Source organism: Ignavibacteriales bacterium (genome assembly GCA_015709675.1).
GTDB lineage: Bacteria > Bacteroidota > Ignavibacteria > Ignavibacteriales > Ignavibacteriaceae > H2-BAC3.
In genome coordinates this window covers 1,756,896-1,781,861 of sequence record CP054182.1, presented here as the reverse complement: position 1 = coordinate 1,781,861, position 24,966 = coordinate 1,756,896, and the positions used below count along the sequence as shown (strand labels likewise).

30 protein-coding genes are annotated in these 24,966 nt (G+C 44.5%); 6 read left to right on the top strand and 24 right to left on the bottom strand.

Features of this window, described 5'->3' with window-relative positions; translation table 11 throughout:
• Positions 1-238 precede the first annotated feature (238 nt).
• The 4 genes from HRU80_06595 to HRU80_06580 form a co-directional block, all read right to left on the bottom strand.
• Positions 239-1,678, bottom strand: coding sequence for a hypothetical protein (locus HRU80_06595; protein ID QOJ28563.1), 1,440 nt, complete (start codon positions 1,676-1,678; stop codon positions 239-241).
• A gap of 16 nt (positions 1,679-1,694) precedes the next feature.
• On the bottom strand, positions 1,695-3,776 hold the full coding sequence (locus tag HRU80_06590; protein QOJ28562.1) for a hypothetical protein: 2,082 nt from the start codon (positions 3,774-3,776) through the stop codon (positions 1,695-1,697).
• Between the two features lie 150 nt (positions 3,777-3,926).
• A complete protein-coding gene (locus tag HRU80_06585) occupies positions 3,927-4,253 on the bottom strand; it encodes a DUF3467 domain-containing protein (GenBank protein QOJ28561.1) in 327 nt (108 codons plus the stop codon).
• 12 nt (positions 4,254-4,265) lie between these two features.
• On the bottom strand, positions 4,266-5,432 hold the full coding sequence (locus HRU80_06580; GenBank protein QOJ28560.1) for a tetratricopeptide repeat protein: 1,167 nt from the start codon (positions 5,430-5,432) through the stop codon (positions 4,266-4,268).
• A 206-nt stretch (positions 5,433-5,638) separates the two neighbouring features.
• Between HRU80_06580 and HRU80_06575 the strand changes: the two genes are divergently transcribed.
• The 4 genes from HRU80_06575 to HRU80_06560 are packed head-to-tail and all read left to right on the top strand — an operon-like array spanning position 5,639 to position 9,938.
• On the top strand, positions 5,639-6,724 hold the full coding sequence (locus HRU80_06575) for an adenosine deaminase (GenBank protein ID QOJ28559.1): 1,086 nt from the start codon (positions 5,639-5,641) through the stop codon (positions 6,722-6,724).
• Positions 6,725-6,731: 7 nt separating this feature from the next.
• A complete protein-coding gene (locus HRU80_06570; protein QOJ28558.1) occupies positions 6,732-7,070 on the top strand; it encodes a hypothetical protein in 339 nt (112 codons plus the stop codon).
• Positions 7,071-7,075: 5 nt separating this feature from the next.
• Positions 7,076-8,734 (top strand): urocanate hydratase, encoded by a 1,659-nt coding sequence (hutU, locus tag HRU80_06565; protein ID QOJ28557.1) that lies wholly within the window; start codon positions 7,076-7,078, stop codon positions 8,732-8,734.
• 13 nt (positions 8,735-8,747) lie between these two features.
• Positions 8,748-9,938 (top strand): phosphoglycerate dehydrogenase, encoded by a 1,191-nt coding sequence (locus HRU80_06560; GenBank protein ID QOJ28556.1) that lies wholly within the window; start codon positions 8,748-8,750, stop codon positions 9,936-9,938.
• Positions 9,939-10,116: 178 nt separating this feature from the next.
• On the opposite strand, the gene HRU80_06555 is transcribed toward HRU80_06560, so the two are convergent.
• Positions 10,117-10,878: a hypothetical protein gene (locus tag HRU80_06555; protein ID QOJ28555.1), complete on the bottom strand. Its 762-nt coding sequence runs from the start codon at positions 10,876-10,878 to the stop codon at positions 10,117-10,119.
• A 136-nt stretch (positions 10,879-11,014) separates the two neighbouring features.
• Between HRU80_06555 and HRU80_06550 the strand changes: the two genes are divergently transcribed.
• Complete coding sequence (locus HRU80_06550) at positions 11,015-11,602, top strand: YceI family protein (GenBank protein QOJ28554.1); 588 nt, start codon at positions 11,015-11,017, stop codon at positions 11,600-11,602.
• Positions 11,603-11,697: 95 nt separating this feature from the next.
• Positions 11,698-12,015 carry a hypothetical protein gene (locus tag HRU80_06545; protein QOJ28553.1) on the top strand — a complete coding sequence of 106 codons (318 nt, stop codon included), beginning with the start codon at positions 11,698-11,700 and terminating at the stop codon, positions 12,013-12,015.
• A 211-nt stretch (positions 12,016-12,226) separates the two neighbouring features.
• Here the strand turns inward: HRU80_06545 and rplS are convergent, their stop codons facing one another.
• The 19 genes from rplS to HRU80_06450 all read right to left on the bottom strand — a co-directional run bounded on the left by rplS (position 12,227) and on the right by HRU80_06450 (position 24,965).
• Positions 12,227-12,571, bottom strand: coding sequence for a 50S ribosomal protein L19 (rplS, locus tag HRU80_06540; protein ID QOJ28552.1), 345 nt, complete (start codon positions 12,569-12,571; stop codon positions 12,227-12,229).
• Between the two features lie 14 nt (positions 12,572-12,585).
• Positions 12,586-13,266, bottom strand: a complete 681-nt coding sequence (gene trmD, locus HRU80_06535; protein ID QOJ28551.1) for a tRNA (guanosine(37)-N1)-methyltransferase TrmD — start codon at positions 13,264-13,266, stop codon at positions 12,586-12,588.
• Positions 13,256-13,756, bottom strand: coding sequence for a 16S rRNA processing protein RimM (gene rimM / locus HRU80_06530; protein QOJ28550.1), 501 nt, complete (start codon positions 13,754-13,756; stop codon positions 13,256-13,258). The genes trmD and rimM overlap by 11 nt, the downstream gene beginning before the upstream one ends.
• A 13-nt stretch (positions 13,757-13,769) precedes the next feature.
• Positions 13,770-14,003 (bottom strand): KH domain-containing protein, encoded by a 234-nt coding sequence (locus HRU80_06525; GenBank protein ID QOJ28549.1) that lies wholly within the window; start codon positions 14,001-14,003, stop codon positions 13,770-13,772.
• Between the two features lie 110 nt (positions 14,004-14,113).
• The gene (gene rpsP, locus HRU80_06520; protein QOJ28548.1) at positions 14,114-14,500 is read right to left on the bottom strand and encodes a 30S ribosomal protein S16; all 387 of its coding nucleotides are present in this window, start codon (positions 14,498-14,500) and stop codon (positions 14,114-14,116) included.
• Between the two features lie 26 nt (positions 14,501-14,526).
• On the bottom strand, positions 14,527-15,855 hold the full coding sequence (gene ffh / locus HRU80_06515; protein QOJ28547.1) for a signal recognition particle protein: 1,329 nt from the start codon (positions 15,853-15,855) through the stop codon (positions 14,527-14,529).
• A 15-nt stretch (positions 15,856-15,870) separates the two neighbouring features.
• Positions 15,871-16,743: an ATP synthase F1 subunit gamma gene (atpG, locus tag HRU80_06510; protein ID QOJ28546.1), complete on the bottom strand. Its 873-nt coding sequence runs from the start codon at positions 16,741-16,743 to the stop codon at positions 15,871-15,873.
• An 11-nt stretch (positions 16,744-16,754) separates the two neighbouring features.
• Positions 16,755-18,305 (bottom strand): F0F1 ATP synthase subunit alpha, encoded by a 1,551-nt coding sequence (locus HRU80_06505; protein QOJ28545.1) that lies wholly within the window; start codon positions 18,303-18,305, stop codon positions 16,755-16,757.
• A gap of 24 nt (positions 18,306-18,329) precedes the next feature.
• A complete protein-coding gene (atpH, locus tag HRU80_06500) occupies positions 18,330-18,884 on the bottom strand; it encodes an ATP synthase F1 subunit delta (protein QOJ28544.1) in 555 nt (184 codons plus the stop codon).
• A gap of 2 nt (positions 18,885-18,886) precedes the next feature.
• A complete protein-coding gene (gene atpF, locus HRU80_06495) occupies positions 18,887-19,429 on the bottom strand; it encodes a F0F1 ATP synthase subunit B (protein QOJ28543.1) in 543 nt (180 codons plus the stop codon).
• A 69-nt stretch (positions 19,430-19,498) separates the two neighbouring features.
• Complete coding sequence (gene atpE, locus HRU80_06490; protein ID QOJ28542.1) at positions 19,499-19,717, bottom strand: ATP synthase F0 subunit C; 219 nt, start codon at positions 19,715-19,717, stop codon at positions 19,499-19,501.
• 44 nt (positions 19,718-19,761) lie between these two features.
• Positions 19,762-20,613, bottom strand: a complete 852-nt coding sequence (gene atpB, locus HRU80_06485) for a F0F1 ATP synthase subunit A (protein ID QOJ28541.1) — start codon at positions 20,611-20,613, stop codon at positions 19,762-19,764.
• 5 nt (positions 20,614-20,618) lie between these two features.
• Positions 20,619-21,008, bottom strand: a complete 390-nt coding sequence (locus tag HRU80_06480; GenBank protein QOJ28540.1) for a hypothetical protein — start codon at positions 21,006-21,008, stop codon at positions 20,619-20,621.
• A complete protein-coding gene (locus HRU80_06475; GenBank protein ID QOJ28539.1) occupies positions 20,983-21,234 on the bottom strand; it encodes an AtpZ/AtpI family protein in 252 nt (83 codons plus the stop codon). The genes HRU80_06480 and HRU80_06475 overlap by 26 nt, the downstream gene beginning before the upstream one ends.
• The gene (locus HRU80_06470; protein QOJ28538.1) at positions 21,215-21,592 is read right to left on the bottom strand and encodes a polymer-forming cytoskeletal protein; all 378 of its coding nucleotides are present in this window, start codon (positions 21,590-21,592) and stop codon (positions 21,215-21,217) included. Before HRU80_06470 ends, HRU80_06475 begins: the two co-directional genes overlap by 20 nt.
• 10 nt (positions 21,593-21,602) lie before the next feature.
• Positions 21,603-22,430, bottom strand: coding sequence for a M23 family metallopeptidase (locus HRU80_06465; protein ID QOJ28537.1), 828 nt, complete (start codon positions 22,428-22,430; stop codon positions 21,603-21,605).
• Positions 22,427-23,080: a threonylcarbamoyl-AMP synthase gene (locus HRU80_06460; GenBank protein QOJ28536.1), complete on the bottom strand. Its 654-nt coding sequence runs from the start codon at positions 23,078-23,080 to the stop codon at positions 22,427-22,429. The genes HRU80_06465 and HRU80_06460 overlap by 4 nt, the downstream gene beginning before the upstream one ends.
• Positions 23,077-24,108, bottom strand: a complete 1,032-nt coding sequence (locus HRU80_06455; GenBank protein ID QOJ28535.1) for a glycosyltransferase family 9 protein — start codon at positions 24,106-24,108, stop codon at positions 23,077-23,079. Before HRU80_06455 ends, HRU80_06460 begins: the two co-directional genes overlap by 4 nt.
• Complete coding sequence (locus HRU80_06450; GenBank protein ID QOJ28534.1) at positions 24,096-24,965, bottom strand: lysophospholipid acyltransferase family protein; 870 nt, start codon at positions 24,963-24,965, stop codon at positions 24,096-24,098. The genes HRU80_06455 and HRU80_06450 overlap by 13 nt, the downstream gene beginning before the upstream one ends.
• Between the last annotated feature and the right edge of the window lies 1 nt (position 24,966).

The following is a 24,966-nucleotide window of genomic DNA, read 5'->3' as shown; positions in this document are numbered from 1 at the left end:
TATGAATTGTGAATTATGAAGTATGAATTGAAAGATCATTGCACACTCTGTGTTTAAGTACTTCATTGCGCGATGCTGGGGGTGAATGGTCTTAAACTTTGTATTAAACTCCGTTTACTTTGCGTTTAAAAAGAAGGGGAAACTAAGTCTTAAAACAAAAAGCCCCGGCTGCTAACCGGGGCTTTTTTAGTTAAAGGTTAAGAGTGAAAAGTGAAAACTCACATTTCATACTTCAGATTTAGAATTTCCACCGGCCGCCAACGGCAAATGCAATACGCTCAACCTTGCCGGGAGTGAATATATACTGCAGGTCAGGAATAGACGCATTCATTTCAACCGGTCCGATCGAGAATCCGGCGCCTACTGACCAGATAAATTCATCATCACCGCCGAAGGAGAATCCGCCGCGGAGAAATGGCAGCCATGAAGTTGCATTCCATTCACCGCCGAGGGAAATTCTCGGTTTGGTGCTGTTTCTTGGTTCATCGTTAAAACCCTGATTATAGTCAAGCCCGAGCAGGAAATAACGGTCGTCAACTCCTGACTTATAAACATAGTATGCAACACCGACACGGAGTGCGGTCGGCAGGTCCTTTTCAAACGAACTGATATATTTACCTTCACCGCGCAGTTTTTCAGTGAGAGAATCTCTCTGCTCCTGGCTGGTGATATCGGTTATATATATATCCGAGTTGCCAGAATATTCAACCGGTTTCTCGTCAAAGGTCATGCTGCCGATATCGGTAATCGCAATACCAACAGACAAGCGGTCATTTACGATAGCGCTCAGGCCAAGATCAAATCCGAGAGCTGATCCTGCCGGAGTAGGAAACGGTCCCATACTGTTTTCAGCACCGGTACTGGTAGAATCAAAGTCATACTCCATGCCAAAGTCCGGGGAGAAGCCAAGATATGTTTTTATCTTGCCGTATCCCTCAATGGTTGGCCCTGTTGTTTCAATGCGGGTATCAACTTCCTGGATTCCCATATATGCATAGGTGTGGACTAATTTAACACCAACACCCGCGGTAAGTTTCTGTATAAACTTTGGTTTAAAGTTACCGAGGTCTCGGGCATAGTTAAACGAATACTCTCTTGTGTAGGATGCCTGTGCTTCAAGATCGTTAATATCAATCACGCTTCCCTGCGGGTTTCCCAGAAGAAGCAGATCAACCAGACCAACCGGAATCTTGAATTTGAAATCCACAAAATCATTCACGGCAAATCCGAAGGTACCGATCTTTTCACCAAGGTTCATCACAAAGCCGAGATGATTAAATGAAGTACTCATCAGAATTCTGCCGCCGTCAACAAACAGGTCGTGGAATCTCTGTTTGTCAGCAGCATCAAGCAGACGGCTTACCTGTGTGCCGCTTGAATCCATGCCTCCGATGAAATAGTTGTACTCATCCAGATTGGCAAAATCAGTTCCCACACGAAGACTCATGTTAGGCACCGGAAAGTGTGTTGAGAATTCAACTGTTCCCGTACCGGGGAGAGCCAGGTTTGCGGGATTTTTTCCGATTGCGTAAAGTCCGCGTGAAAGGATGGTGTAGGTTTTAGCGGTGGAAGTTGTCCATGCATCGGTTAAACCCACGCTTCCTGAACCCTGAGCATATATATCAGCCCCGAGGATGAGGAAAAGTACTGCAGTAATAAATTTAATATATGTTTTCATGATTTTCCTCCTTTCCTTATGGCTTTACTCTGTATTGAACTAAACCGAACCCTTTGAGCTTGATCTTGTCATTGGTCCGGAACTGTACCGGCAGTGCATTCACACCGGTAGTATTTATGCTCACCGTAGAAACAATTTTCTTTGCAAGCGTCAGTTTGGAAAATTCATCCTGATTAACCTGCAGAGTAAAGGTGTTCGAACGGGGTGTGGTAACTTTTCCATTAACATCCACAAGACCGCCCAGCACGTTCAGCGTTGCCGGATTCGGAGCTCTGTTTGGCGGGAATCTGAAAAGGAGGTTGCCATTTTCATCGTAGAAATCACTCACAACGGAGATGCCCAACGGCAGGCCATTTTCAATACTCATGCTTATTGAAGCTGAAAGCAGGTTATCAAGATTTTCTCTGTTGCTTTCGTCAATATTTACTTCGCTGGTATCAGTAAACTGACCTCCGCCTATACCGAGTTTAATAGGCACTTCAATGTCAGAATTACCATAGAGAGAGTCAGTAGCGGCAATAGCGCCTACTTTATAGTCCGGATTCAGAATCGCGTTATATTTAAGTATAATTGAATCAGGAGGCGCGCTTGCAAAAGCATTAATAAAATCACGCAGTTCCTGATCGCTCAGTGTTATCGTATTTGCATTCTGATGAATAACAGTATACGGAATATTTACCACCTGTGTGCGTGAACTGTTTTTACCGGTAATCGTACCGGAAAAACCGAGTTCTTCAGTTGTGGTTGAATTGATATTAAGAACAAGACCGAACTTCTCAAAGACCAGCTGTGAAGCATTAAATGATGTGAAGGTTCCCAGTTTAATCGGGATGCTTGTTGCGGCAAAATCAAGCGGAGTAGGTTTAAATCTTCCGTTTATTGATTTGAGAACAAGCTCTGACATGGTTACATCAACAGAAATATTATCCGTTGTCCTGATCGTTCTCGGATCCGCTGAAGGTATCGTATTAACCGTAACAGAAAAACTCAGCCGGTTGGTAAGGGTTGAACCTCCGCTTCCGCTTACGATTCTCCAGTCGTGAAGATCTGATACGGTGACCGTCTGTGTTTCGGAACCGGAGCCAACTCTGCCCAGTGTTGGACTTGCGGTAAACGGAGTATTATCCGGCTTACGTAAATTGTTAATAGTAAGACTTGCAATTACTCCGACATCAAGAGTATTGCTGAGAGTGAGGTTCAACTGTCCCTGATCTATGACGATCTCTGCAAATGATGATGAGTCATCAAGTACAAAAGTACTGTCAAAAGAAACAGGATCCTGTGCCGGCAGCGGTGCAGTTACCTGAGACAGTGAGAAATTAGTGAACTGAGCCTCAACAGCAGTTCCGGCATTAGCAGGCAGTGTAATAACATTACCGCCCGAACCTGGGGAAGAAAGAACGATATCAATTGTCATCCCCTTAGGAACAACCGCGCCTGCAAGGGGGAATACCTTGGTGCCGCGCTGCCCCTGAGGAATATTCAGCGGAGTGTTTGATGTGAGCTGAGGAATAACAGCGCCGGTAGCGGTATTCTTAAATGTAACACTATTGATTGTAATGGTTACACCATTATTGTTATCAAAATGGAGTTCAAGATTACCTGATTCAAAAACCGCCTCTTCAAATGCATCAATCGGGGGGAGACTTTTGCTCACCGACTGTGAGGCTACCGGAGGAAATAGAAATGGCTGACCTCCCGTGGCGCCCGGTACAAATTCACTTACAGGAATTGATACCGAAACCGGAGCCGGCTGATTAACTTTGATGGCTCCAATTGTAAATCCTGTTGAAAGGCCTATGGGAGACATTCTCAGTTTATCCCCGACCACTATCGGGCTGATATCACTTACTTCACCATAATACAGCAGGCCAAGCCGTGATGGATCATCATAAGCGCGAAGCACCGATGAATCTTTATCAATTACAGACTGCAGGTTAAACTCCCTGTCCACAACCGGAACCGTCAAATCAACGTCCCAGCTCGGCATAATCGGGTTTTTAACCTCGCATCCCTGCAGTATCAGTATCAGGAGTGCAAAAGCAGCTCCCGGCTTGATAATCCGCAGAAATTCATTAAAATTTCTGACTAATCGCATCTTTCCTCCGGAAATTTTTCACTTTGGATGGTAATGTAGTTCTCTTGTAATTCTGACAGTGTGTGATACATCAGCTCATTTACGGTAAGTGATATATAACAAGGGCAGATGCAGATTTGTGAGCTGCATCATGCCCTTGCCATTATTACTTTAATTAATTTTTCCTTTTTCGGGATAGGGCATAAAACCAAAACCCTGCTCCTGAGGACCGTCGACTTTTATTTCGCCGAAACGGCTTTCATATTTTTCAAGATTATCCTTAAGCGCGCGCATGAACATTTTGGCATGCTGCGGTGTGGTAATAATCCTTGAAAATACTTTTGCCTTGGGAACACCCGGTACAATCCTGGTGAAATCTATTACGAATTCAGCAGGTGAATGGGTGATAATCGCAAAATTCGAATAAATGCCTTCAGCTTCTTTTTCATCAAGCTGGATGTTAATCTGCTGAGGAGGCGGAACATTATTCTGGCTCATGAATTACTTTCTTTACTTTCTGTTAGCGTCTGCTTTTTCAAATGCTTTGGTTGCATCTTCAAGTCTTCCAAGCACTGAATATACTTTTCCAAGCAGTTCCCACGCTGAGGCATCATCCGGTTTAACGGCAAGATATTTCTCAAAATAAGGAAGTGAAAGGCTGTATTTAACCTTTACTTCAGGATCTTCCTTTCCTGCGGTTTCAGCGTCTTTTGCCAGTTTGGTACCCCACTTTACGTAGGTAATAGCAAGGTTATAATCAGCATTTATATACTCAGGATCAATTTCCAGCGCCTTCTGGAACTGTGCAGCAGCACCTTCAAAATCATCCACGCCAAGCAGCAGAACACCGTAGTTGTAACGGTAGAGTTTGTTGGAAGGTTCTTTTTCCACACCCTCTTTGAATGCGCTGAGCGCAATGTCAGTTTTTCCTGCGGCTATATATGAATTAGAGAGGTAAAGAAGAATTTCAGGATCATTCGGATATTTGGCTTTTCCTTTTTCCAGAATTTCAACAGCCTGCTCAAATTTCTTCTGTGATTCAGCCTGGTCTGCCGGATCCTTGGAAGTTTCAAATTTATCCTTCATCTTCTGACCCTGATCATAATAGATCTCACCAATAAAGCGGTAGCCTTCCGGAGAGTCGTCAAGTTTGATCAGTGTATTCAGCGGTGAGATTGCCTCATCATATCTGCCCATGCTCAGATATACATAAGCAAGATATTTATAGGTATTGGGAGAATCAGGCTGAATGCGGGTAGCCATTTCAAATGAGTCTGCCGATTTCTGATAGTAGGTCATGCCTGAATCAGTATCCTCGGTTTTACCTGCTTTCTGGTAAAATGCCACCCCTTTGTTAAAAAGACTTCCCCAGGTAGCAAGTTTCTGGGATTTGATATCTTTCTCAAATTTTTTGCTGATATCAAGAGATTTGGTAAAATTTTCCAGCATTTTGTCAAATTCTTCTTTTTCAGCATAAAGAACACCAAGAAGGAAATACCCCTCATCACTTTTTGGATTTTTGGAGATTTCCCTGTTTAATGATTCAATTGCTTTTTCAGTGTTTTTCTGCTGGATGTAGAGTTTTGCGCTGGTAATATCAGCGGACGAACACTGAAAGCCTGTTACAAGCATTCCTGCGGCCAGCAGACCCAGGAGAATATAACGGTATTTTTGCATTAAGATTCCTTTACAGATTGAACATGATTTTATTTCTACCCTAAATATAGGAATAATTTACGTGCTATTTGGGACTCTGTTCTATTCTTAAATAATTCCGGAAAACACTTCCCCGTCTGACTCTTTTCTTTTCGCAATTACCCGGCAATTCTGATTGTAATTCATCCTTTCAGCGGTAAATTTACTATGAAAAAAAGGATTTTTTCTTGAAGACCGAAATTATCAGGGAAGTGCCAAAAGTGCTTCTCCACGACCACCTTGACGGGGGGCTCAGACCTCAGACAGTTATTGATTTAGCCCGCGACCTCAAATATAAAAAGCTGCCAACCAGCGACCCGGGTGAACTGGCTGAGTGGTTCCACCGCGGAGCAAATAAGGGGAATTTGGTTGAGTTTCTGCAAGGATTTGAACATACCTGCGGCGTGATGCAGACCAGGGAGGGACTCACGCGGGTGGCTTATGAGATGATGGAAGATATGGCTCAGGAAAATGTCTGCTATGTTGAGACCCGCTTTGCACCGGTTCTCCATACCGAAAAAGGGCTCTACCATGACGATGTGGTAAAAGCAGTGCTTGAGGGGCTGGAAAAGGGAAAACGGGATTTTGGTGTTGGTTACGGCCTGATTCTTTGCGGCATGAGAAATATGAAAGATTCCCTCGAAATCGCCGAACTGGCTGTGAACTACCGGGACCAGGGAGTCGTGGGATTTGACCTTGCCGGTGAAGAAGGCGGATACCCCCCAAAGAAACATATTGAAGCATTCCAGTTTATTCAGCGGCAGAATTTTAATATTACCATCCACGCAGGCGAGGCATTTGGCAAGGAGTCCATCTGGCAGGCTATTCAGTGGTGCGGTGCTCACCGCATAGGGCACGGAACCCGTCTGATTGAGGATTTCAGTTTTGATGCAGAAGGTAAAGTTACAGGAATGGGTGATCTGGCACAGTATGTTCTGGACAAACGGATTCCGATTGAAGTATGTCTACTCTCAAATGTCTTTACCGGTGCTGTTGATAAAATTGAAAACCATCCGTTTGGCGTGCTTTATAAATCAAAATTCCGCCTGACCATCAATACCGATGACCGTCTGATGGGCAACACGACCATGACAAAGGAATTCCTGACCGCGGTTGAAACCTTCGGCATTAATCTGGACGATATCGAAAAACTTACCATCAATGCTATGAAATCCGCTTTTTGCCATCATGAAGAGCGGCTTTATTATATATATAATATCATTAAACCCGGATATCAGAAGATGCGGGAAAAACTCACTTCATTAACATTTTAAAGGATCTATGAAATTTAATCTGAGAAATTATAATTTCGATTTTTCCAAGAACGAAAGAAAAATTCTGACTACCTTCGTTAAACAGCTGCTTAAGCAGGTTACGGGAAACCAGAAACTGTTCGCTGAGGAGAAAGCTTTTAACTCTATTCTGGACAAACTGAATTCCGGTGAAGAAACCGTGAAACTGACCAAGGATGAATTCACCCGTCTGCGTTATAATATGGAGCTTAACCTGAAGTTTCTTAGAGAGCAGAGCACTAAAGGATGGTTCTGGAAGAAATGGCTTTATAAATCCATGATTACACAATACTCACTTATATACGATACTCATTTTAAGAATCAGTAATGAATATGAAAACACTGCCCGAAATAAGGGCTGCTAAAGGCACCTCATTAAGCTGCAAAGGATGGATTCAGGAAGCAGCAATGAGAATGCTGATGAATAATCTTGACCCGGATGTTGCAGAACGTCCCTCTGATCTGATCGTTTATGGCGGCAAGGGAAAAGCCGCAAGGAATCCTGAAAGCTATTACGCAATCATCAAATCCCTTCAGTCTCTTGAAGAGGATGAAACCCTTTTAGTGCAGTCCGGTAAGCCGGTTGGTATCTTCAGAAGCCATCCGGATGCGCCGCGTGTGCTGATCTCCAACTCCATGCTGGTGCCAGCCTGGGCTTCCTGGGAAAAATTCAGGGAACTGGAAGATAACGGACTTATCATGTATGGCCAGATGACCGCGGGAAGCTGGATATATATCGGCACTCAGGGAATCCTTCAGGGTACGTATGAAACCTTTGCTGAATGCGCAAAAAGATATTTTGGCGGATCTCTTAAAGGAAAAATCCTCCTTACGGCCGGAATCGGCGGCATGGGTGGCGCTCAACCGCTCGCTGCCACTATGTGCGGTGCTGCATTCCTGGGTATTGATGTTGACCGTTCACGTCTGCAGAAGAGAATAGACACCGGATACCTTGATGTGATCGCGGAATCTGTTGACCAGGCCGTACATCTGGTAACTGATGCAAAAAATAAAGGGGAAGCACTCTCTGTCGGCTTAACCGGCAATGCGGGAGAACTTCTGCCCGAACTGCTCAAACGCGGATTCAGGCCCGATATTATTACCGACCAGACTTCCGCTCATGATACTCTTAACGGTTACGTGCCAATGGGGATGTCACTTGAGGATGCAGCCGTGATGCGGTCTTCCGATCCGAAGAAATATATAGAACTTGCGGGCAAAACCATCGCCGTGCATGTCCAGGCGATGCTGGATTTCCAAAAGGCAGGGGCAATAGCATTTGACTACGGAAATAACATCCGCACTGAAGCCAAAAAAGAGGGGGTTCTGAATGCATTTGATATACCCGGCTTTATTCCCGAATACATACGTCCCCTTTTCTGTGAAGGGAAAGGTCCCTTCCGCTGGGTAGCTCTCTCGGGAGATCCGGAGGATATATATATCACAGACGAAGCAGTTATGAAGGCACTCCCTGAAAACACTCATCTGCACAACTGGCTGAAAATGGCTCGGGAAAAAGTTCACTTCCAGGGGCTCCCCGCCCGCATCTGCTGGCTTGGTTACGGTGAACGTGCCCTTATCGGACAGGTGTTCAATGATCTGGTAGCAAAAGGAAAAGTAAAAGCCCCGATTGTTATCGGACGCGATCATCTTGACTGCGGGTCCGTGGCCTCCCCTTACCGCGAAACCGAAGCGATGAAAGACGGCAGTGATGCAATAGCGGACTGGCCGATTCTTAATGCTATGATAAACGCTGTTGGCGGGGCAAGCTGGGTATCGGTGCATCATGGCGGAGGAGTGGGTATTGGCAATTCCATTCATGCGGGTATGGTCATCGTTGCGGACGGATCTGAAGCTGCCGCAAAACGTTTGCAAAGGGTTCTGACTTCCGACCCCGGAATGGGAGTCATAAGACATGTTGATGCCGGCTATGATATTGCAGTAAAAACAGCAATTGAGCACAACGTACAAGTTCCAATGCTTAACAAATAAAAAGGATACGACCATGGCTATTAAAGTACTCGTCGCGGATAAGTTCCCCGACATATATATCGAAGAAATGAAATCACTTGACCTGGATGTTGTTTACAGCCCGAAACTGGGGGAAAAAGATCTTCCCGGCGTTATCGGGGATATTGACATCCTGGTTGTCCGCTCAACGGTTGTCAGCGCTGAAACCATTGAGAGCGGCAAGCAGCTTAACCTGATTATCAGAGCAGGCGCCGGTGTTAATAACATCAACATAGCTGCTGCAAACAAAAAAGGCGTATATGTTGCAAACTGCCCGGGTATGAATTCCATTGCTGTTGCTGAACTGGCAATGGGGCTTATCATCTCACTCGACCGCCGCATTCCTGACAATGTTATAGACTTCAGAGCAGGTAAGTGGAATAAGGGTGAATACTCAAAAGCAGAAGGCCTTTACGGTAAAAATCTCGCCGTTATCGGTGTCGGCGCTATCGGAAAAGAACTTTCCAAACGTGCACTTGCTTTCGGCATGAATGTCTATGGCAAGGATATATCACGCATTGAAGGTGTTGCCATTAAAGATTTTTCTGAAATGGATCAGATACTCCCCATCTGCGATGTGGTAAGCATACATCTTCCCGCAACACCACAGACAAAAGGTCTCTTTAACAAAGAGATGTTCAGCTATATGAAAAAAGGCGCTTTACTGATTAACACCAGCCGTCAGGATATTATTGATGAAGCTGCAATGATTGAAGCTATCAAAGAAAAAGGTATCCGTGTTGCAGTTGACGTATTTAAAGGTGAACCTGAAGCAAAAGATGGACCGGTTACATCACCACTGCAGAATATCCCCGGTGTTTATGTCACCCATCATATCGGAGCATCAACCGAACAGGCACAGAATGCCGTTGCTGCTGAAACCGTGCGCATCATCAGAGAATTTGTCCATAGCGGCATGATTGCTCACTGGGTCAACCGCGCTAAGATTACCGATGCAAGTTATCAGCTGGTAGTAAAACACTATGACCGGCCGGGAGTACTTGCAGCAATCCTCGCAGTAATCCGCGAAACCGAAATCAATGTTGAAGAAGTTGAAAACATCATCTTTGACGGAGGAATAGCTGCCTGCTGCACCATGAAGCTGAAATCAGCCGTGCCTCATGACTCACTCGAACGAATTAAAGAAAATCCAAACGTACTCAGTGTCTCGCATGTTGCGATCTGATTTTCCCCATCTCTAAATGAAAAGGAGAGCAGAAATGCTCTCCTTTTTTTTGAGCTTTTATTAACCTGAGAAATTACCATTAGTCATCATCCGACACTTTATTATTGCGTAATAGTCCACAGATCTTGGACTTTCCCTGCAATTTCTGAGAGCAAGTAAGAGTTGAACCTGAGTGCTATCACTCAAAAAACTTCAGTTCCCGTATATCGTCAGCCAGTCCCTCATAGAATAACATTCTGAGGAGATTATTCAGCCCTTCAAGATCCGCCTCATCAATATCAAGGATGGTATTCTGCATATTTTCCCTGACGAATTGTCTGCTTTCAGGATCCAGTCCGAAAAGCTCTTCCCCTTCAAGTGCATCGTAAAATTTGTCAACCGCCTCAAGAATAATTTTCTCCGCCTGCTTCCCCTTTCCGCTGTCTTTTGCGCAAAGAACAAAATTCAGGTAAGGAAGATCACCCATCTCAACCACCTCTTCAGCGAAAGATAATGCTTCCCTGTACTTTCCAGAAATAAATGCCAGGTCCCCTGCTAAAATGATATTTTTATCATGCAATGCATCTTCCGGAGTTTTAATGTGGAACTTCGGCTCGATGGTGTAAAGCTCATTCATCAGCATTTTAGCCATGAGTGCCTCCTGGGCTGAATGATCACCGGTAATGCTGATATCAGGTCTTCCCTCCTCAGGTACTTCATGCAGCACCAGGTATGAGGTGCTCCCCAGTCCCTCAAAAGAAAGACCTATTTTTGATGAAATTCTCAGGGACTCATCATTTGTCAGGTAAAGGGACGGAAGAAATGCCACATCCGCTTCCCCGGAAGTAATAGCTGAGATGATAGATGCAGAGGGCAGAAATCCGGCAGTAATACCTTTTTCCTGAGGTAAAACTGAAACTAAAGCCCTGAAGTAGATGTTATCTGGTAGTAGTAAGCGCATAAATTTTTCTTTTGTTACCCTAATTTAAGAATTAGGGACATTTTTTTGACCTAATTATATGTTGTGATATTAAATGTAGCTACATATATTTGTATCAGAGTTTTTTATTAATAATCATTAACACAAGGAGGTTCCCATGAAACAGTTCTTATCAGGACTTTTTGCTCTTCTTTTCACTTTTTCACTGAATGCCCAGACCGAATGGTCATTCGACAAATCTCACTCAAATGTTAAGTTTACCGTGACCCACCTGATGATTTCTGAAGTTGACGGCTTTTTCTCAGGTTATGAAGGAAAAGTAGTTACTAAGAAAGACGGCGATCTGGAAGGCGCAACAATTGAGTTTTCAATTGATGTAAATACTATCAACACTGACAATACCATGAGAGATAATCACCTGAAAAGTGATGATTTCTTTAATGCTGAAAAATTCCCGAAAATCGCTTTCAAAAGCACTAAGATTACCAAAGCTGGCGACAAGAAATTTAAGGTTACCGGTAATCTGACCATGAGAGATGTAACTAGAGAAGTTACTCTTGATGTAAATTATCTCGGGTCAGTAAAAGATCCTTACGGAAATACCAAAGCAGGCTACAAAGTTTCAGGAGCGGTTGACCGCTTTGATTACGGTCTGAAATGGAATGCTCTCACTGAGCTTGGCGGATCTGTGGTAGATAAAACCGTTAACATCGCAATTAACGCACAGTTAGTACAGAAGAAGTAAACTTTTCCCTCCTTATAAAAGGGATTCTCTTGAAAAAGGGAATCCCTTTTTTATTATCTTCAGGAAAGAATTTTCATTAATATACTCTTTACCCTGTGGCATACTTCAGGAAAATATACATTGCCGGAATATTCAGTCTGATCTTTTCCGGATGCAGTTCTGAAACAGACATTGGGGAAATCCACGAAAATATCCGGCAGTATACCAATCACCGGGTTACTGTCAGCGGCAGCGTGACCGAAGTTTTTGATCTTGAAGTGATCTCATATTATCTGATCTCAGATAAAACCGGACAGATTCCGGTGATTACCAAATCACCTCTCCCCTCTCCGGGTGAAAAAGTGACCATTACAGGAACAGTGCGTGTTATTGTTCTTGTTGACAAAACACTGACCGCAATCGAACAAAACTGAAACAGTACTTACATTTACCATAACTGACTGCTTCATCATGAAGTACAGGTGTTTTCCTGTAGAGTCCTTTCCCCTTATAACTCAAATCCCGGTTCTCTCGGCCCTGGCAACGTTGCACAAAGCTCGCCTGCTTCAGTAAAATTTTAAAACAAAAAAAGCCGGCACTACTTCTGAGCAGGCCGGCTCATAATAGAAAAACTCTTAAAAGCTTTTAGCTTTTCTTGGTTTTAATTCTAGCTGCTTTACCTGAGAGTTTTCTGAGGTAGAACAGTTTTGCTCTGCGGACATCACCGCGCTTCAGGAGCTCAATCTTGGTGATCTTTGGTGAGTTGAAAGGGAAAATTCTTTCAACGCCGACACCATTGGAAATTTTTCTTACGATAAAGGTTTTGTTTTCCTTGCTGCCTCTGATGCTGATTACATCACCTTCAAAGGGCTGTTCTCTTTCCTTATCGCCTTCGATAATTTTTACATAAACCTTAACATGGTCTCCGGGATGAAAATCCGGATAATCAGTACGATTTTCAGTTTCTAACAGATTATTTATGCTGAACATAGTGCTTAACTCCACTAAAAAATATTATTGTTTTTCTTCCATATCTCGGTCTGAATAACCGACTGTTCTTTTTGCCATTCCTTAATTTTGCCGTGATTGCCCGTAAGCAAAACATCGGGAATCTTCATCCCTCTGAATTCAGCGGGACGCGTGTAGGCCGGTGCTTCAATGGCTTCACCATCCATAAACGAATCATTTAATGCTGACTCGCTGTCTCCCAGTACTCCGGGAATAAGACGAACAATTGCATCCACAAGCAGTAAAGCGGGGAGTTCTCCTCCGCTCAGCACAAATTTGCCTATAGAGAATTCTTCCTGAGCAAAGGTATCAACAACACGCTGATCAATACCCTTGTAGTGTCCCGCAACAAAAAGTATATTCTGTTTCAAAGAGAGGCGGTTTGCATCTTTCTGATCAAATATCTTTCCCCGCGGAGAAGTGAATATCATGGTATCATACTGATACCGTTGATTCAAAGTTTCAATTGCTTCAAAGAGCGGTTCGGGCTTAAGCAGCATACCCGGCTGCCCCCCAAATGGCCTGTCATCTATCATCCGGTGTTTATCATGGGCATAATCCCTGATATTGTGCACCTCAATGGTAACAAGTCCTTTGTCCCGGCCCCGCTTGATGATGCTCGTATTAAGCGGGCTGTGCATCAGATCCGGAACGGCAGAGAGTATATCAATCCTCATAAAACTCCTCTCCGTCTTTCAGAATCAGTTTTTTTTCATGCGGTCTGAATTCAGATATCAATTCCTTCAGTGCCGGAAGCAGATATTCACTCCCGTCGGTTTTTCTTATCTGCCAGACGTCGTTTGATTTCAGACTGAGGACATCCTCAATACTGCCGAATAATTCGCCGTTTTTATATACCTCACTGCCGATCAGGTCATGGATATACCATTCATGATCGGAAAGTTTTTCGAGCATTTCATCAGGCAGAAACAACTCTGCATGCAGTAAAAGCGGCTTATCAGCAACCGGGTCAATACCCTTAAATCGTATAAGACACTGCTGATTTCTCAGGACAGCATCTTCAATTGTCAGTATTTTCATCTTTCCCTGAATCTGAACGGAAATTTCTTTAACCGAAAGCAGTTTTTCAGGGAAATCAGTGAACAGTTCAAGAAGAAAGTATCCTCGTTTTTCATCAGCAGCGGATACTTTAGCTATCCTGAACATATTCTGCTGGTTGTCAGTCAAGTATCTCGAAATTAACCTTTTTTCCGTCCTTACGGCCTGCAGCAGCAAGCAGAAGCCTGATTGCCTGTGCAGTTTTACCACCCTTGCCGATGACTTTTCCGGTCTCACCCTGAGCCACTTTAAGCCTCAGGATGGTCGTACCATCCTCCTTCTGTAATTCCTCAACATGAACTTGTGAGGGATCATCAACAATGTTCTTCGCAATGAACTCAATGAATTCTTTCATGGTCCGTCCTCCGTATTTGGTTAGGTGCTCGATGTTGAAGGTACACGCCGCACCGGAGTGTAAGAAGAAAAGAAGCTGTTTACTTCCGGTTTAATTTCAGGAGCTGCAACCTACGCTCCTTCAGTACCTTTGGATTTTTTCTTTGCTTTTTTTGCGGTCTTGTTAGCTGCAGCAGTTTCTTTCAGTTTCTGCCAGCTTGCAACTTCTGCTTCGATAGCTTCAGGAGCTAATCCGCGTTTTAATAAATCATATTTAAGCATAATGCCCTTCTGACTCAGCAAACTTTTTACTGTGTCTGTGGGCTGTGCTCCGTTTTGCAGCCATTTAATTGCTGCTTCCTCGCTGATCTCAAGCTGATGGGGCTGTGTCATCGGATTATAGATGCCAACCGCCTCAAGAAACTTTCCATCGCGGGGTGAACGGGAATCAGCGGCAACCAGCTTATAATATGGCTGTCTCTTTTTACCCATCCTGCGTAATCTTAGCTTTACTGCCAAGTGTTATGCCTCCAATTAGTATATATTTAGTTTAATTTAAAATTCTTCGGGAGCATTCCTTTCGGATTGAAACCCGATCTGTTCAGTCTGCTGATCATTGTCTGCATTTCCTGAAACTGTTTCAGCAGGCGGTTTACGTCCTGCAGTGTTGTTCCGCTTCCGCGGGCAATTCTTTTTCTTCTGCTTCCGTTCAGTACTTTTGGCGTACTTCTTTCATGAGGCGTCATGGAATTGATAATTGCTTCAATTCTTATAAACGCCTTCTCGTCAACTTTCGCGTTCTTCATATTGCTCATGCCCGGTATCATGGACATCAGTGAAGAAACCGGCCCGAGTTTTTTAAGCAGCTTAATCTGGCTTAAGAAGTCATCAAAATCAAACTGATTCTTCCTCAGTTTAGCTTCAAGTTTTTCAGTATCAATTTCTTCAAAATGCTGCTGGGCTTTCTCAACGAGGGAGATCACATCTCCTTTTCCAAGAATGCGCGATGCAAGCCGGTCGGGATAAAAATTATCAACCGCATCAAGTTTTTCTCCGTTGGAGATAAACTTAATCGGTTTACCGACAACAGCCCTTATAGAAAGGGCACAGCCGCCTCGTGAGTCACCATCAAGTTTTGTAAGAACCATTCCGTCAAAACCAACCTGGTCATTGAATGCTTTCGCGGAATTCACGGCATCCTGACCGGTCATGGAATCAACAACAAAAAGAACCTCGTGAGGCTCCACAAGATTCCTGATATCAACGACTTCAGCCATCAACTCATTATCGATGTGCAGACGTCCTGCAGTATCAATAATAAGAGTATCATGACCGTTGCTCTTTGCGTAAGCAAGTGCATCTTCGGCTATTTTCCGGGCATCCTTCACCTCAAGTGAAAATACCGGAACAGAAATAGAGTAACCGAGAATCTTCAGCTGCTCTATTGCCGCAGGCCTGTATATATCGGCCGCGGCGAGAAGAGGCTTTCTTCCGAGTTTGGTCATCTTCCTGGCAAGTTTACCCGCGAAGGTGGTTTTACCCGAGCCCTGCAGCCCTACCAGCATTATGACGGTTACTCCGGAAGAGTTCAGCTTAATATCAGCATTCTCGCTTCCAAGAAGTTCAACCAGCTCATCATAAATAATTTTTGTGATAAGCTGAGCCGGGGTAATAGAAGTAAGCACTTCAGTACCCATGGCTTTAGCGGTTACCCGCTCAATAAACTCTTTTGTTACCTTAAAGTTAACGTCCGCATCAAGCAGGATACGCCTTATCTCACGGACGGTATCCGAAACATTTGCTTCGGTAATCTTGCCCTGTCCGGTGATTTTCTTTAGGGCTTTATCTAACTTTTGAGAGAGTTCTTCAAACATCAGGGTTGAGTATTATCAGCCCTTAAGTGCATTCGCGCCGGAGACAATTTCAAGGATTTCCTTGGTGATTGCCGCCTGTCTCTCTTTATTATAAGTTAATTTCAGAGATTTAATCAGATCGCGCGCATTGTTGGTAGCGTTTTCCATAGCAGTCATTCGTGATCCGAATTCGGACGCGTTTGACTCAAGGAGAATTCTCCAGAACTGTGCCTTCAGATTGATTGCAAGCAGCCTTTCAAAAATATCTTTCTGGCCCGGCTCATAGATGAAATCCACTTCTTCGTGAATTCCCTTCTGTGATGCCTCAATCACCGGCACAGGCAGATAGGTTTCGCGAACCACTCTCTGTGAAACGACTGATTTAAATTCATTATATACGACGATAATCTGGTCAAACTGGCCGTTCAGGTATCCTTCAATAAAAAGCTTGGATAACTGCAGGGCAGAGTCATATTTCAGACCGTTAAAAACTCCGGTTTTATAGCCGGTCATCGTATAATTTCTTTTTCTGAAGAAGTCATAACCTTTTTTACCTACACAGTAAAGTGAAGGTTCTTTGCCGTCTTTCTTCAAAGAAGCATACAAAGAAGATGCTTCTTTGATAATATTTGTATTAAAAGCGCCGCAAAGGCCTCTCTCAGCACTGACGACCACAACCAGAACATTTTTAACCTCCCTCTGATTGAGGAACGGGTTTGTTTCACGGTCATGTTCAGTTACCAGATGCTTAAGCATCTCGCTGAGTTTTCTGGTGAACGGACGGGCATTAATGATTGCATCCTGAGCCCTGCGAAGTTTAGCCGCGGCAACCATCTTCATTGCCTTGGTTATCTTCTGCGTGCTCTGAACGCCTTTAATCCTGTTCCGTATATCTCTTAACGTTGCCATGAAACAGCTTCTTAGTTGCTCTTCTTAAATGTCTGGCTGAATTCAGCTACAGCTTTTTTAATCATCGCGATGGTGTCATCACTCATTGCTTTTGATTCCCGGATGCTCTTATAGATATCAGGATATTTCAGCACGGCGAATTCTTCAAATTCTTTTTCGAATCTTTTTACATCAGCTACATTCACGGTATCAAGGAATCCGTTGGTTCCGAGATAAACGCTTACAACCTGCTTTTCAACAGCGATCGGAGCATACTGTCCCTGTTTTAGCAGTTCAACCAGTCTTGCGCCGCGTGCAAGTGTTTTCTGGGTAGATACGTCAAGGTCAGAACCGAACTTCGCGAATGCTTCAAGTTCACGGTACTGTGCAAGGTCAAGTTTCAGGCTTCCTGCAACTTTTTTCATTGCTTTAATCTGTGCGTTACCGCCCACACGGGAAACTGATATACCAACGTTGATAGCAGGACGGATACCTGCGTTAAACAGGTTTGATTCCAGATATATCTGTCCGTCTGTAATCGAGATAACGTTCGTCGGAATATACGCAGAAACGTCACCCTGCTGTGTTTCAATAATCGGAAGCGCAGTAAGACTACCGCCTCCCAGTTCATCATTCAGTTTTGAAGCTCTTTCAAGCAGACGGCTGTGCAGATAGAACACGTCACCCGGATATGCTTCTCTTCCCGGAGGTCTTCTCAGGAGAAGCGAAAGTTCGCGGTACGCAGCTGCCTGTTTGGTAAGATCATCATAGATAACCAGCGAATGGCGGCCTGTATCTCTGAAGTGCTCGCCAAGTGTTGCGCCTGAGTATGGAGCAATGAACTGAAGCGGAGCAGGTTCAGATGCTGATGCCGTAATAACGGTTGTATAATCCATTGCTCCATGTTCCTGCAGTTTTGCAATAACCTGCGCAACGGTTGATCTTTTCTGACCCACAGCTACATAAACGCAGAATACCGGATTGATGCCGTTCTTCTTTGCTTCTTCAGTGTGAGTATATTTCTGATTAATAATTGTGTCAATGGCAACAGCGGTTTTACCGGTCTGTCTGTCACCAATAATAAGTTCTCTCTGGCCTCTTCCGATAGGGATCATTGCGTCAATAGCGGCAATACCGGTCTGCAGCGGTTCTTTAACCGGCTGTCTCTGAAGAACGCCGAGCGCTTTTCTTTCAATGGGGAGAGTCTTGTCGGTATGAATAGGACCTTTACCGTCAACAGGAACACCAAGCGGATTGATAACGCGGCCGAGCATTGAATCGCCCACAGGCATAGATGCAACTTTTCCGGTTCTGCGGACTTTATCGCCTTCTTTTACCAGTGTTGATTCTCCGAAAAGCACGCATCCGATGCTGTCCTCTTCAAGGTTAAGCACCATGCCAAACACATCATTCGGGAACTCAACCAGCTCGCCTGCCATTACCTGCGAGAGTCCGAAAACACGGGCGATACCGTCACCCACCTGAAGCACGGTTCCGACATCGTATATATCTGCCTGATCCTTAAAGCCGGTAATCTGCTGGCGCAGTATTGAAATTATTTCATCCGGTCTTACTTCTACCATATTAAAATCCTTTGTACTCTAAATTCAGTTAAGTGGAATTGTACTGTTTAACAATTTACTTTTCACATTGCGCAGTTTGTTTTTCAGAGAGGCGTCAATCACCGTATCTCCGATTTCAGCAATAAACCCGCCGAGAAGATTTTCATCTAATTCATTGGTCATGGTTACTGTTTTGCTGAACTTCTGCTCAAGAAACTTTCTGACTTCCTCTTTCTGGTCATCGCTGAGAGGCACCACGGAGGAAACTTTTACTGCTATCCTGCCGAGCTTGACGTCGCGGAGTCTGACATAGGATTGCGCAACCGCTCCTATCAGTTCGATTCTTCTTTTGGAAACAAGAAAGTTAACCGCGGCTACAGTATGTTCGGATATTTTTCCGCCAAAAATCGCGATTATCAGTTTTCCCTTCAGTTCAGGATTAATCGTGGGGTTATCCATAATTCTTCTGAGCTGAGAAACCTGTTTAAGCGATTCAGCTATATACTGCATATCCTCGCCGACGGCAGCATCCGCAGACTTTTCAGAGAGTAAACTCAGAAAAGTTGCAGCGTATTTATCCGCGACTCTGTTCAGTGCCATAATCAGTTACTTTTAATTTCGTTCAGTGATTTAGAAATCAGTTCTTTCTGGGCATCCTTGTCAAGGTTTTTGCGAATCAGCTTTTCGGCTATCTGAATGGAAAGCTCGGCAACCTGATCTTTAATTGCCTCAATTGATTCCTGTTTCTTCCGCTCAATTTCAGCGAAAGCCGCAGTTTTTTCCTTTTCCAGTTCTGCTTTCAATGCTTCAGTTTCACTTTTCTTCAGCTCTTCCGAGAACTCGCGCGCACTGTTAATAATTTTCTGTGCTTCATCATTTGCTTTGGCAATGATGGAACGGTTTTCTTCAGTAAGCTTCTGGGTGTCCTTCTTGGCATTTTCAGCGGCTTCGAGAGAATCTTTAATGGATTTTTCTCTTTCATTCAGTGCGGTAAGGATCGGGGTCCAGGCGAACTTTTTAAGAATGAAAAGAACCGTGAGGAAGGTGAGTACCGTCCAGAAAGCAAGACCTGGATTCAGGTCAAGCAGTCCGCCGCTTTCACCGCCGCCGGCTCTGTAAAACGCTGTTAAAATGAATGCAACCATAAATCTCCGGAATTAAAAAATTAAACGGCAGTCCGGAACCGTTCCGGACTGCCTTAAAAATTCTTTAATTTATTTTCCGGCTAACTGGAAGCAAATCACGAGAGCAAAGAGCGCAATACCTTCGATCAGCGCTGCTGCGATGATCATTGAGGTACGGATTGCACCGGCTGCTTCTGGCTGTCTGCCGCTTGCTTCCATGGCTGCTGCTGCGAGCTTACCAATACCGAAAGCGCCGCCTACGATTACTAAACCGGCACCGATACCTGCTGCTAATGCTGCTAAATTCATTACTATTCCTCCGAGAAATTAATTATTTATGTTGACTTTGTTGATTAATGATCCTGATGAACCGCCATGCCGATAAACAGCGATGACAGCATTGTGAAAATGTATGCCTGCAGAAGCGCTACCAGTATTTCTAGGAAGAATACAAAGAGCGCGAGTGCAAATGAAAAACCTGCCAGTCCCCAGGATTTAGAAATAAAGATCAGACTGAACAAGGCGTAAATAACGATATGACCTGCGGTCATATTTGCAAAAAGACGAAGAGCCAGCGCGAACGGCTTGGTAAAAAGACCAAGAATCTCAACCGGAATCATGATCACGAGGAGCGGTATGGGGATACCATGGGGTATCAGCCCCTTAAAGTATCCAAATGCACCATTCTTGCGGATACCGCCGATCTGGATCATGAAAAATGACATAATTGCCAGGGTAGCCGTTACCGTGATATTGCTTGTGATGGTGGTCGAAAACGGAATCAGTCCGAAGAAATTCGAAAACAAAATAAAAAAGAACGCTGTTAACAGGTACGGGACAAACTTTTCATAGCCTTTGCCGATTGTCGGTTTTGCTATCTCATCACGTACAAAAAGAATGAGTACTTCAAAGAAATTGGTCATTCCTTTGGGAACGAGGGACTTTTTATAACTTTTAGCTGTCTTAATCAGAAGGAATATCAGTACCGCGGCAATAAGCACCATAAAAACTGAGTGCTTGGTCAGGAGATCGTATCCGAAGAAGTTAAGTTCAGGAAGATGGATAATACCAAACGGTAGGAAGTCAAGTTCCTTTCCGTTCAGGATATGATGCATAATCCAGTCGCTTTCCTTCCCAGCCTGCGCAACAGTGTCTTTCACCTGTGCGAGGGTATCAGTTACGGCGAGTGCTGTGTTTTCCGACATAATGTTTAAGGTCTTGTAAAATTCTTAATTTTGCTTAAGTAATAGATTTCCAGAGACAGAAACAGAAAATAAAATAAAAAGAACACTAAGATAAAGTTTTTCTGACTCATATTCAACAAATTGAGACTTAAAATGATGAGCACCAGTGCCAGGAGCATCCGGGCAATCTGCCCCCCGAAAACAAAGATTAGGAAGAGTTTGTCTGACTTCATCAGCCCCTTCCGGTTAAGCCAGTGCCCCAGAAAAAAGAGGAGAGAATTGAGCAGATGGGCGGTTAAAATTGAACTGTGCAGGTCTGCAGATATCCATCCGAGCCGGTAGGCAGCCATAGCCACAAGCAGGATGGGAATACTGATCCAAAGGAAGATTTTAACGATTTTCTGACGACTTATCATTCTTTTTCTGCATTTTTTCCAGGTGATTCACGGTTTTAATCAGATTATAAAGCCCAACAGTAATTCCGAGAAATGCCCCTGCCAGGGTCCAGTAGGGCTCAGTGCCATACTTTTCATCAAGCCACTTCCCGCCCCACAGAAGGAGGAGGACGGTTGCCGCAAGCTGTACGCCAAGACTTAGATACGGCCCTGCCTCACGCCATCCCTCAGAAGTCTTGACGGGCATCCGGATTTTCCTTATTCTGGTTCATAGAGCTTTTACCAAGGAAGCGGGCTCCTTCTTCAATTACCAGTTTGCTGGTGAACACATCTCCTGCAACGGCAGCGTTTGACTCCAGGTGCAGTTTCTCCTGAGAATGGATTGAACCGGTTACCTTGCCGTTAATAGTGATATTCATCGCGTGAATATCGCCATGAACTTCCCCCCGCTCACCAATAGTAATATTGCCGTCAGATTTAATCTTCCCCTGCACCTTGCCGTCAACACGGACGCTTCCCCTGGTTGTGATATCGCCGGTTATTTCAACCCCGACGCTGATGATACTTACGCCTGAATCTGACTCACCTTTTTTATCGTTTTTCACTCTTCTCCTTTTAGTTTGTAAGTAAGTAGTGACGGGGATCCTGGGCTGATCCGTCTTTCCATAATTCAAAATGCAGATGAGGTCCGTAACTCAGCCGGCCTGAGTTGCCGCTGAGAGCAATAACCTCCCCCTGATAGACTTTATCGCGGGGTCTTTTTATCAGTACCGAGCAGTGTTTATATACCGTGATAAAATTATTCCGGTGCGCGAGGATAATCATATAACCGTCATCAACGGTATATCCTGAAAAAACCACGTAGCCGTTTGCCGAGGCAAAAACCGGTGTCCCCTCTTTAACGGAAAAGTCCATGCCAAAATGTCCCGATTCCGATTTAAACTCATCCGTGGTTATTCCGTCAGAGGGACGCCTGAAGGCAGGGTCATCCGCTGCGATGAAACCGGCCGAGCGCAGCAGATGCGTTACGATATATAAAAGATTTCCCCCGGTTTTCTTTCTGAGATCATTATAATCAACGGATCGGAGCGCGTTGGAATCAGCCCGCAGAATCGCATTACGGAGATTCTGGTTAATCTGTTTCAGTTCATCAACTTCCTTTACCAGCGAGTTCACCCGGCTGTTCAGCGTGGTTATCTCTTTAATCTCATCCCGGGTAAAGCCGAGCGGATCAACAAACACATAATCCTTCACCGGGGTTTTCACGATAAGAAAATAGGTAACCAGCAGGATAAGTGCTGTATATACAACAAGAACTGAAGAAACAGCAAGCATGCTGAAACTGTGCGGCCTGATGAATCCTCCTGAACCTCGGGGCACAATCATAACCGAAAAGCGGTTGCGTGCCCAGAATTCCTTTAGAAATTTAAACAGCTTAGTCATGTCTGATAACCTGCCAGTTCAAATTTGCTGAGGATATCGCTGAACGGCACCTTTCCTTCACGCAGCAGTTCCGGATGCGTTCCGGTAAGCCGGATGAGGGTTGAACTCTGATTAAGCTGAATACCTGTGCTGTAAAGAAACAAATCAGTATGTTCAGAAAAGCCCCCCCTGATCTGTGAATAATCATTCAGCGGGGGTTCACCGCTTTTATTTACACTGGTGGAGATAAGGGGGGTGTTCAGTGTGTTAAGAAGTTTTCTGCAAAAATTGTGATTCGGAATTCTGAACGCGGCATCTTCCTGCCCCCAGAGATTCCTGGTGTTTTTATTCAGCCGGAGAATAACAGAAATGGGATTTGGCCAGAGACTGTTCAGAAAATCCATATGCTGTTCGGTTTTCAGATCAACATACCGGAGCAGTGTTTCAATACTCCCGACAAGCATGATATAATGCTTTTTTTCATCCCGCTTTTTCAGGATGGTTATCCTCTCCATGGCTTCATTGTTAAAGGGATTTCCTCCGATGCCATAGATCGTATCAGTGGGATATATAAAAATTCCCCCTTCGTAAAACACACGGACTGCCTGCTCTATTCCCTCCGCGGGAGTCTCGTCAATATTTATAGATTTTGTCTGTAATTTTTCAGTCATAGAAATTCTTTATCAATCCTGTCAAGCACCATCTGCGGTGTTACTCTTACGGCACAATCAAACGTGCCGACCGGGCATGCCCTGTGGCCGTGAATGCCGCACGGCTTGCAGGTGAGTGCCGCCGATATATATCCTGAGTTTTTCCCATATGGATAAAACCCGAAATCAGGCACAGTGGAACAGTAAATCTCAAGCACCGGTGTTCCTGCCAGAAAGCCCAGGTGAACCGGCGCGCTGTCGTTGCAAAGAAGCATTCTTGCTTTCTTTAGAAAAAGAATGCTCTCTAAAATGTTAAAAACGCCGCACAAATTAAAGATATTTTGACTCTGAGCCCCCGATAAAATGCGCTCTGCCAGTTCAGACTCCTCCACTCCCCCGATAATGGCTATTTTGCAGCCCCGGTTAACCAGAACGGATGCAATTTCCCTGAAATACTCCGCGGGATAGCGTTTTGTCTCCCAGACGGAGCCGGGAGCAATGGCAATCAGTTTTCCATCCTCCGCGCCAATACTGGCAATCTGGTCCCGGACCTTCGTTTCCTGCTCCCCGGTAAATGAAAAAAACTCTTCCGGAGTCTGGTCCAGTTCAAAACCCTCTTCTCCTAAAAAGGCGAGATTGCGGTCAATTTCGTGTACATGGGTTTTATAGGGCACTCTCAGATTATACAAAAACGAAAGCGAAGCATTTTCAAATCCCAGTTTTTCCTCGGCTTTCACAAAAAATGAAAACAACGTCGTCCGGAATGACCGGTGAAGCGAATAAAGCCGGTCAAACGGAATCCGGGAAATCTCTTCAGCGAATTCGATCGTTCTCAGCAGGGATTTATGTTTTCCTCTTTTATCAAGAATATAAAGCGCGTCAATGCACTTTAAGGAAGAAAAAACCTGACCGGTTTTGGCTGAAGTAACGAGTGATATCTCTGCTTCCGGATTCTGAATCCGGAGACGGAGTAAAAAAGGTACCGTAAGAAGACAATCCCCTAAAAAAGCTGTCTGAATTACAAGAATTCTTTTTTTCAGTATTTCCACCGGTTGTGCATCCAGAGCCAGTCTTCCGGTTTTTTACGGAGCTGATCTTCAAGAATGGAAATATGCCGCCGGGTCAGTTCGGCAGTAGCTGCATCAAAATTTTCAGGCAGACCTTCTTTTGAAATTTCCTGAAACTCCATCCGGTATGAATCATCGGGCTGCCTTTCGATAAAGCCCATCAGGATTGGCGCTCCTGTCTTAATGGAAAGGGAAGCGGGGCCGGCATAGACTCTGGTCTCCCTCCCCATAAAATCCATTTTGATTCCGTCAGAGGGACCGCGCTGATCGGCTACCATGGCAATTACTTTTTTATCGTACAACTGTTTGAAGACAAGTTTTATGGAGGCACCAAGCGGCACAATAACATTTCCGAATTTTGCACGATAGCGGTTCATCCAGTCATTCACGAAAGGATTTCGCTGGCTTTTGGTAACCACATAGAGAGGAATTCCTGTATATATGCCAATCGCGAGAGCGGAATACTCCCAGTTGCCGTAGTGTGCCGTGAGCAGGATTACACCTTTCCCCTCTTCAAACTTCTGTCTGATCATGCCGACCGAATCGGATGCAACCAGTTTTTTTACTGATTCCTCTGTCAGTTCAGGCATCATAAGAATCTCAACAAGCGACCGGGCAAAACTTTTGTACGAGCCGAACGCAATCCTCTCCCTTTCCTCCGGTGATGCATCGGGAAACGCAATTGCCAGGTTCTTTTTCACCACGGATTTCCGGATGGGAATCACATAGTAAAAAAGCAAAGCAATCACATGCGAAAACTTTCTTGCAAAGCCCAGACCCGCAAAGCAGAAAAGGCGGCTGAGGGAGCGGAATAGTATATATTCCAGCCGGTTTTTCATG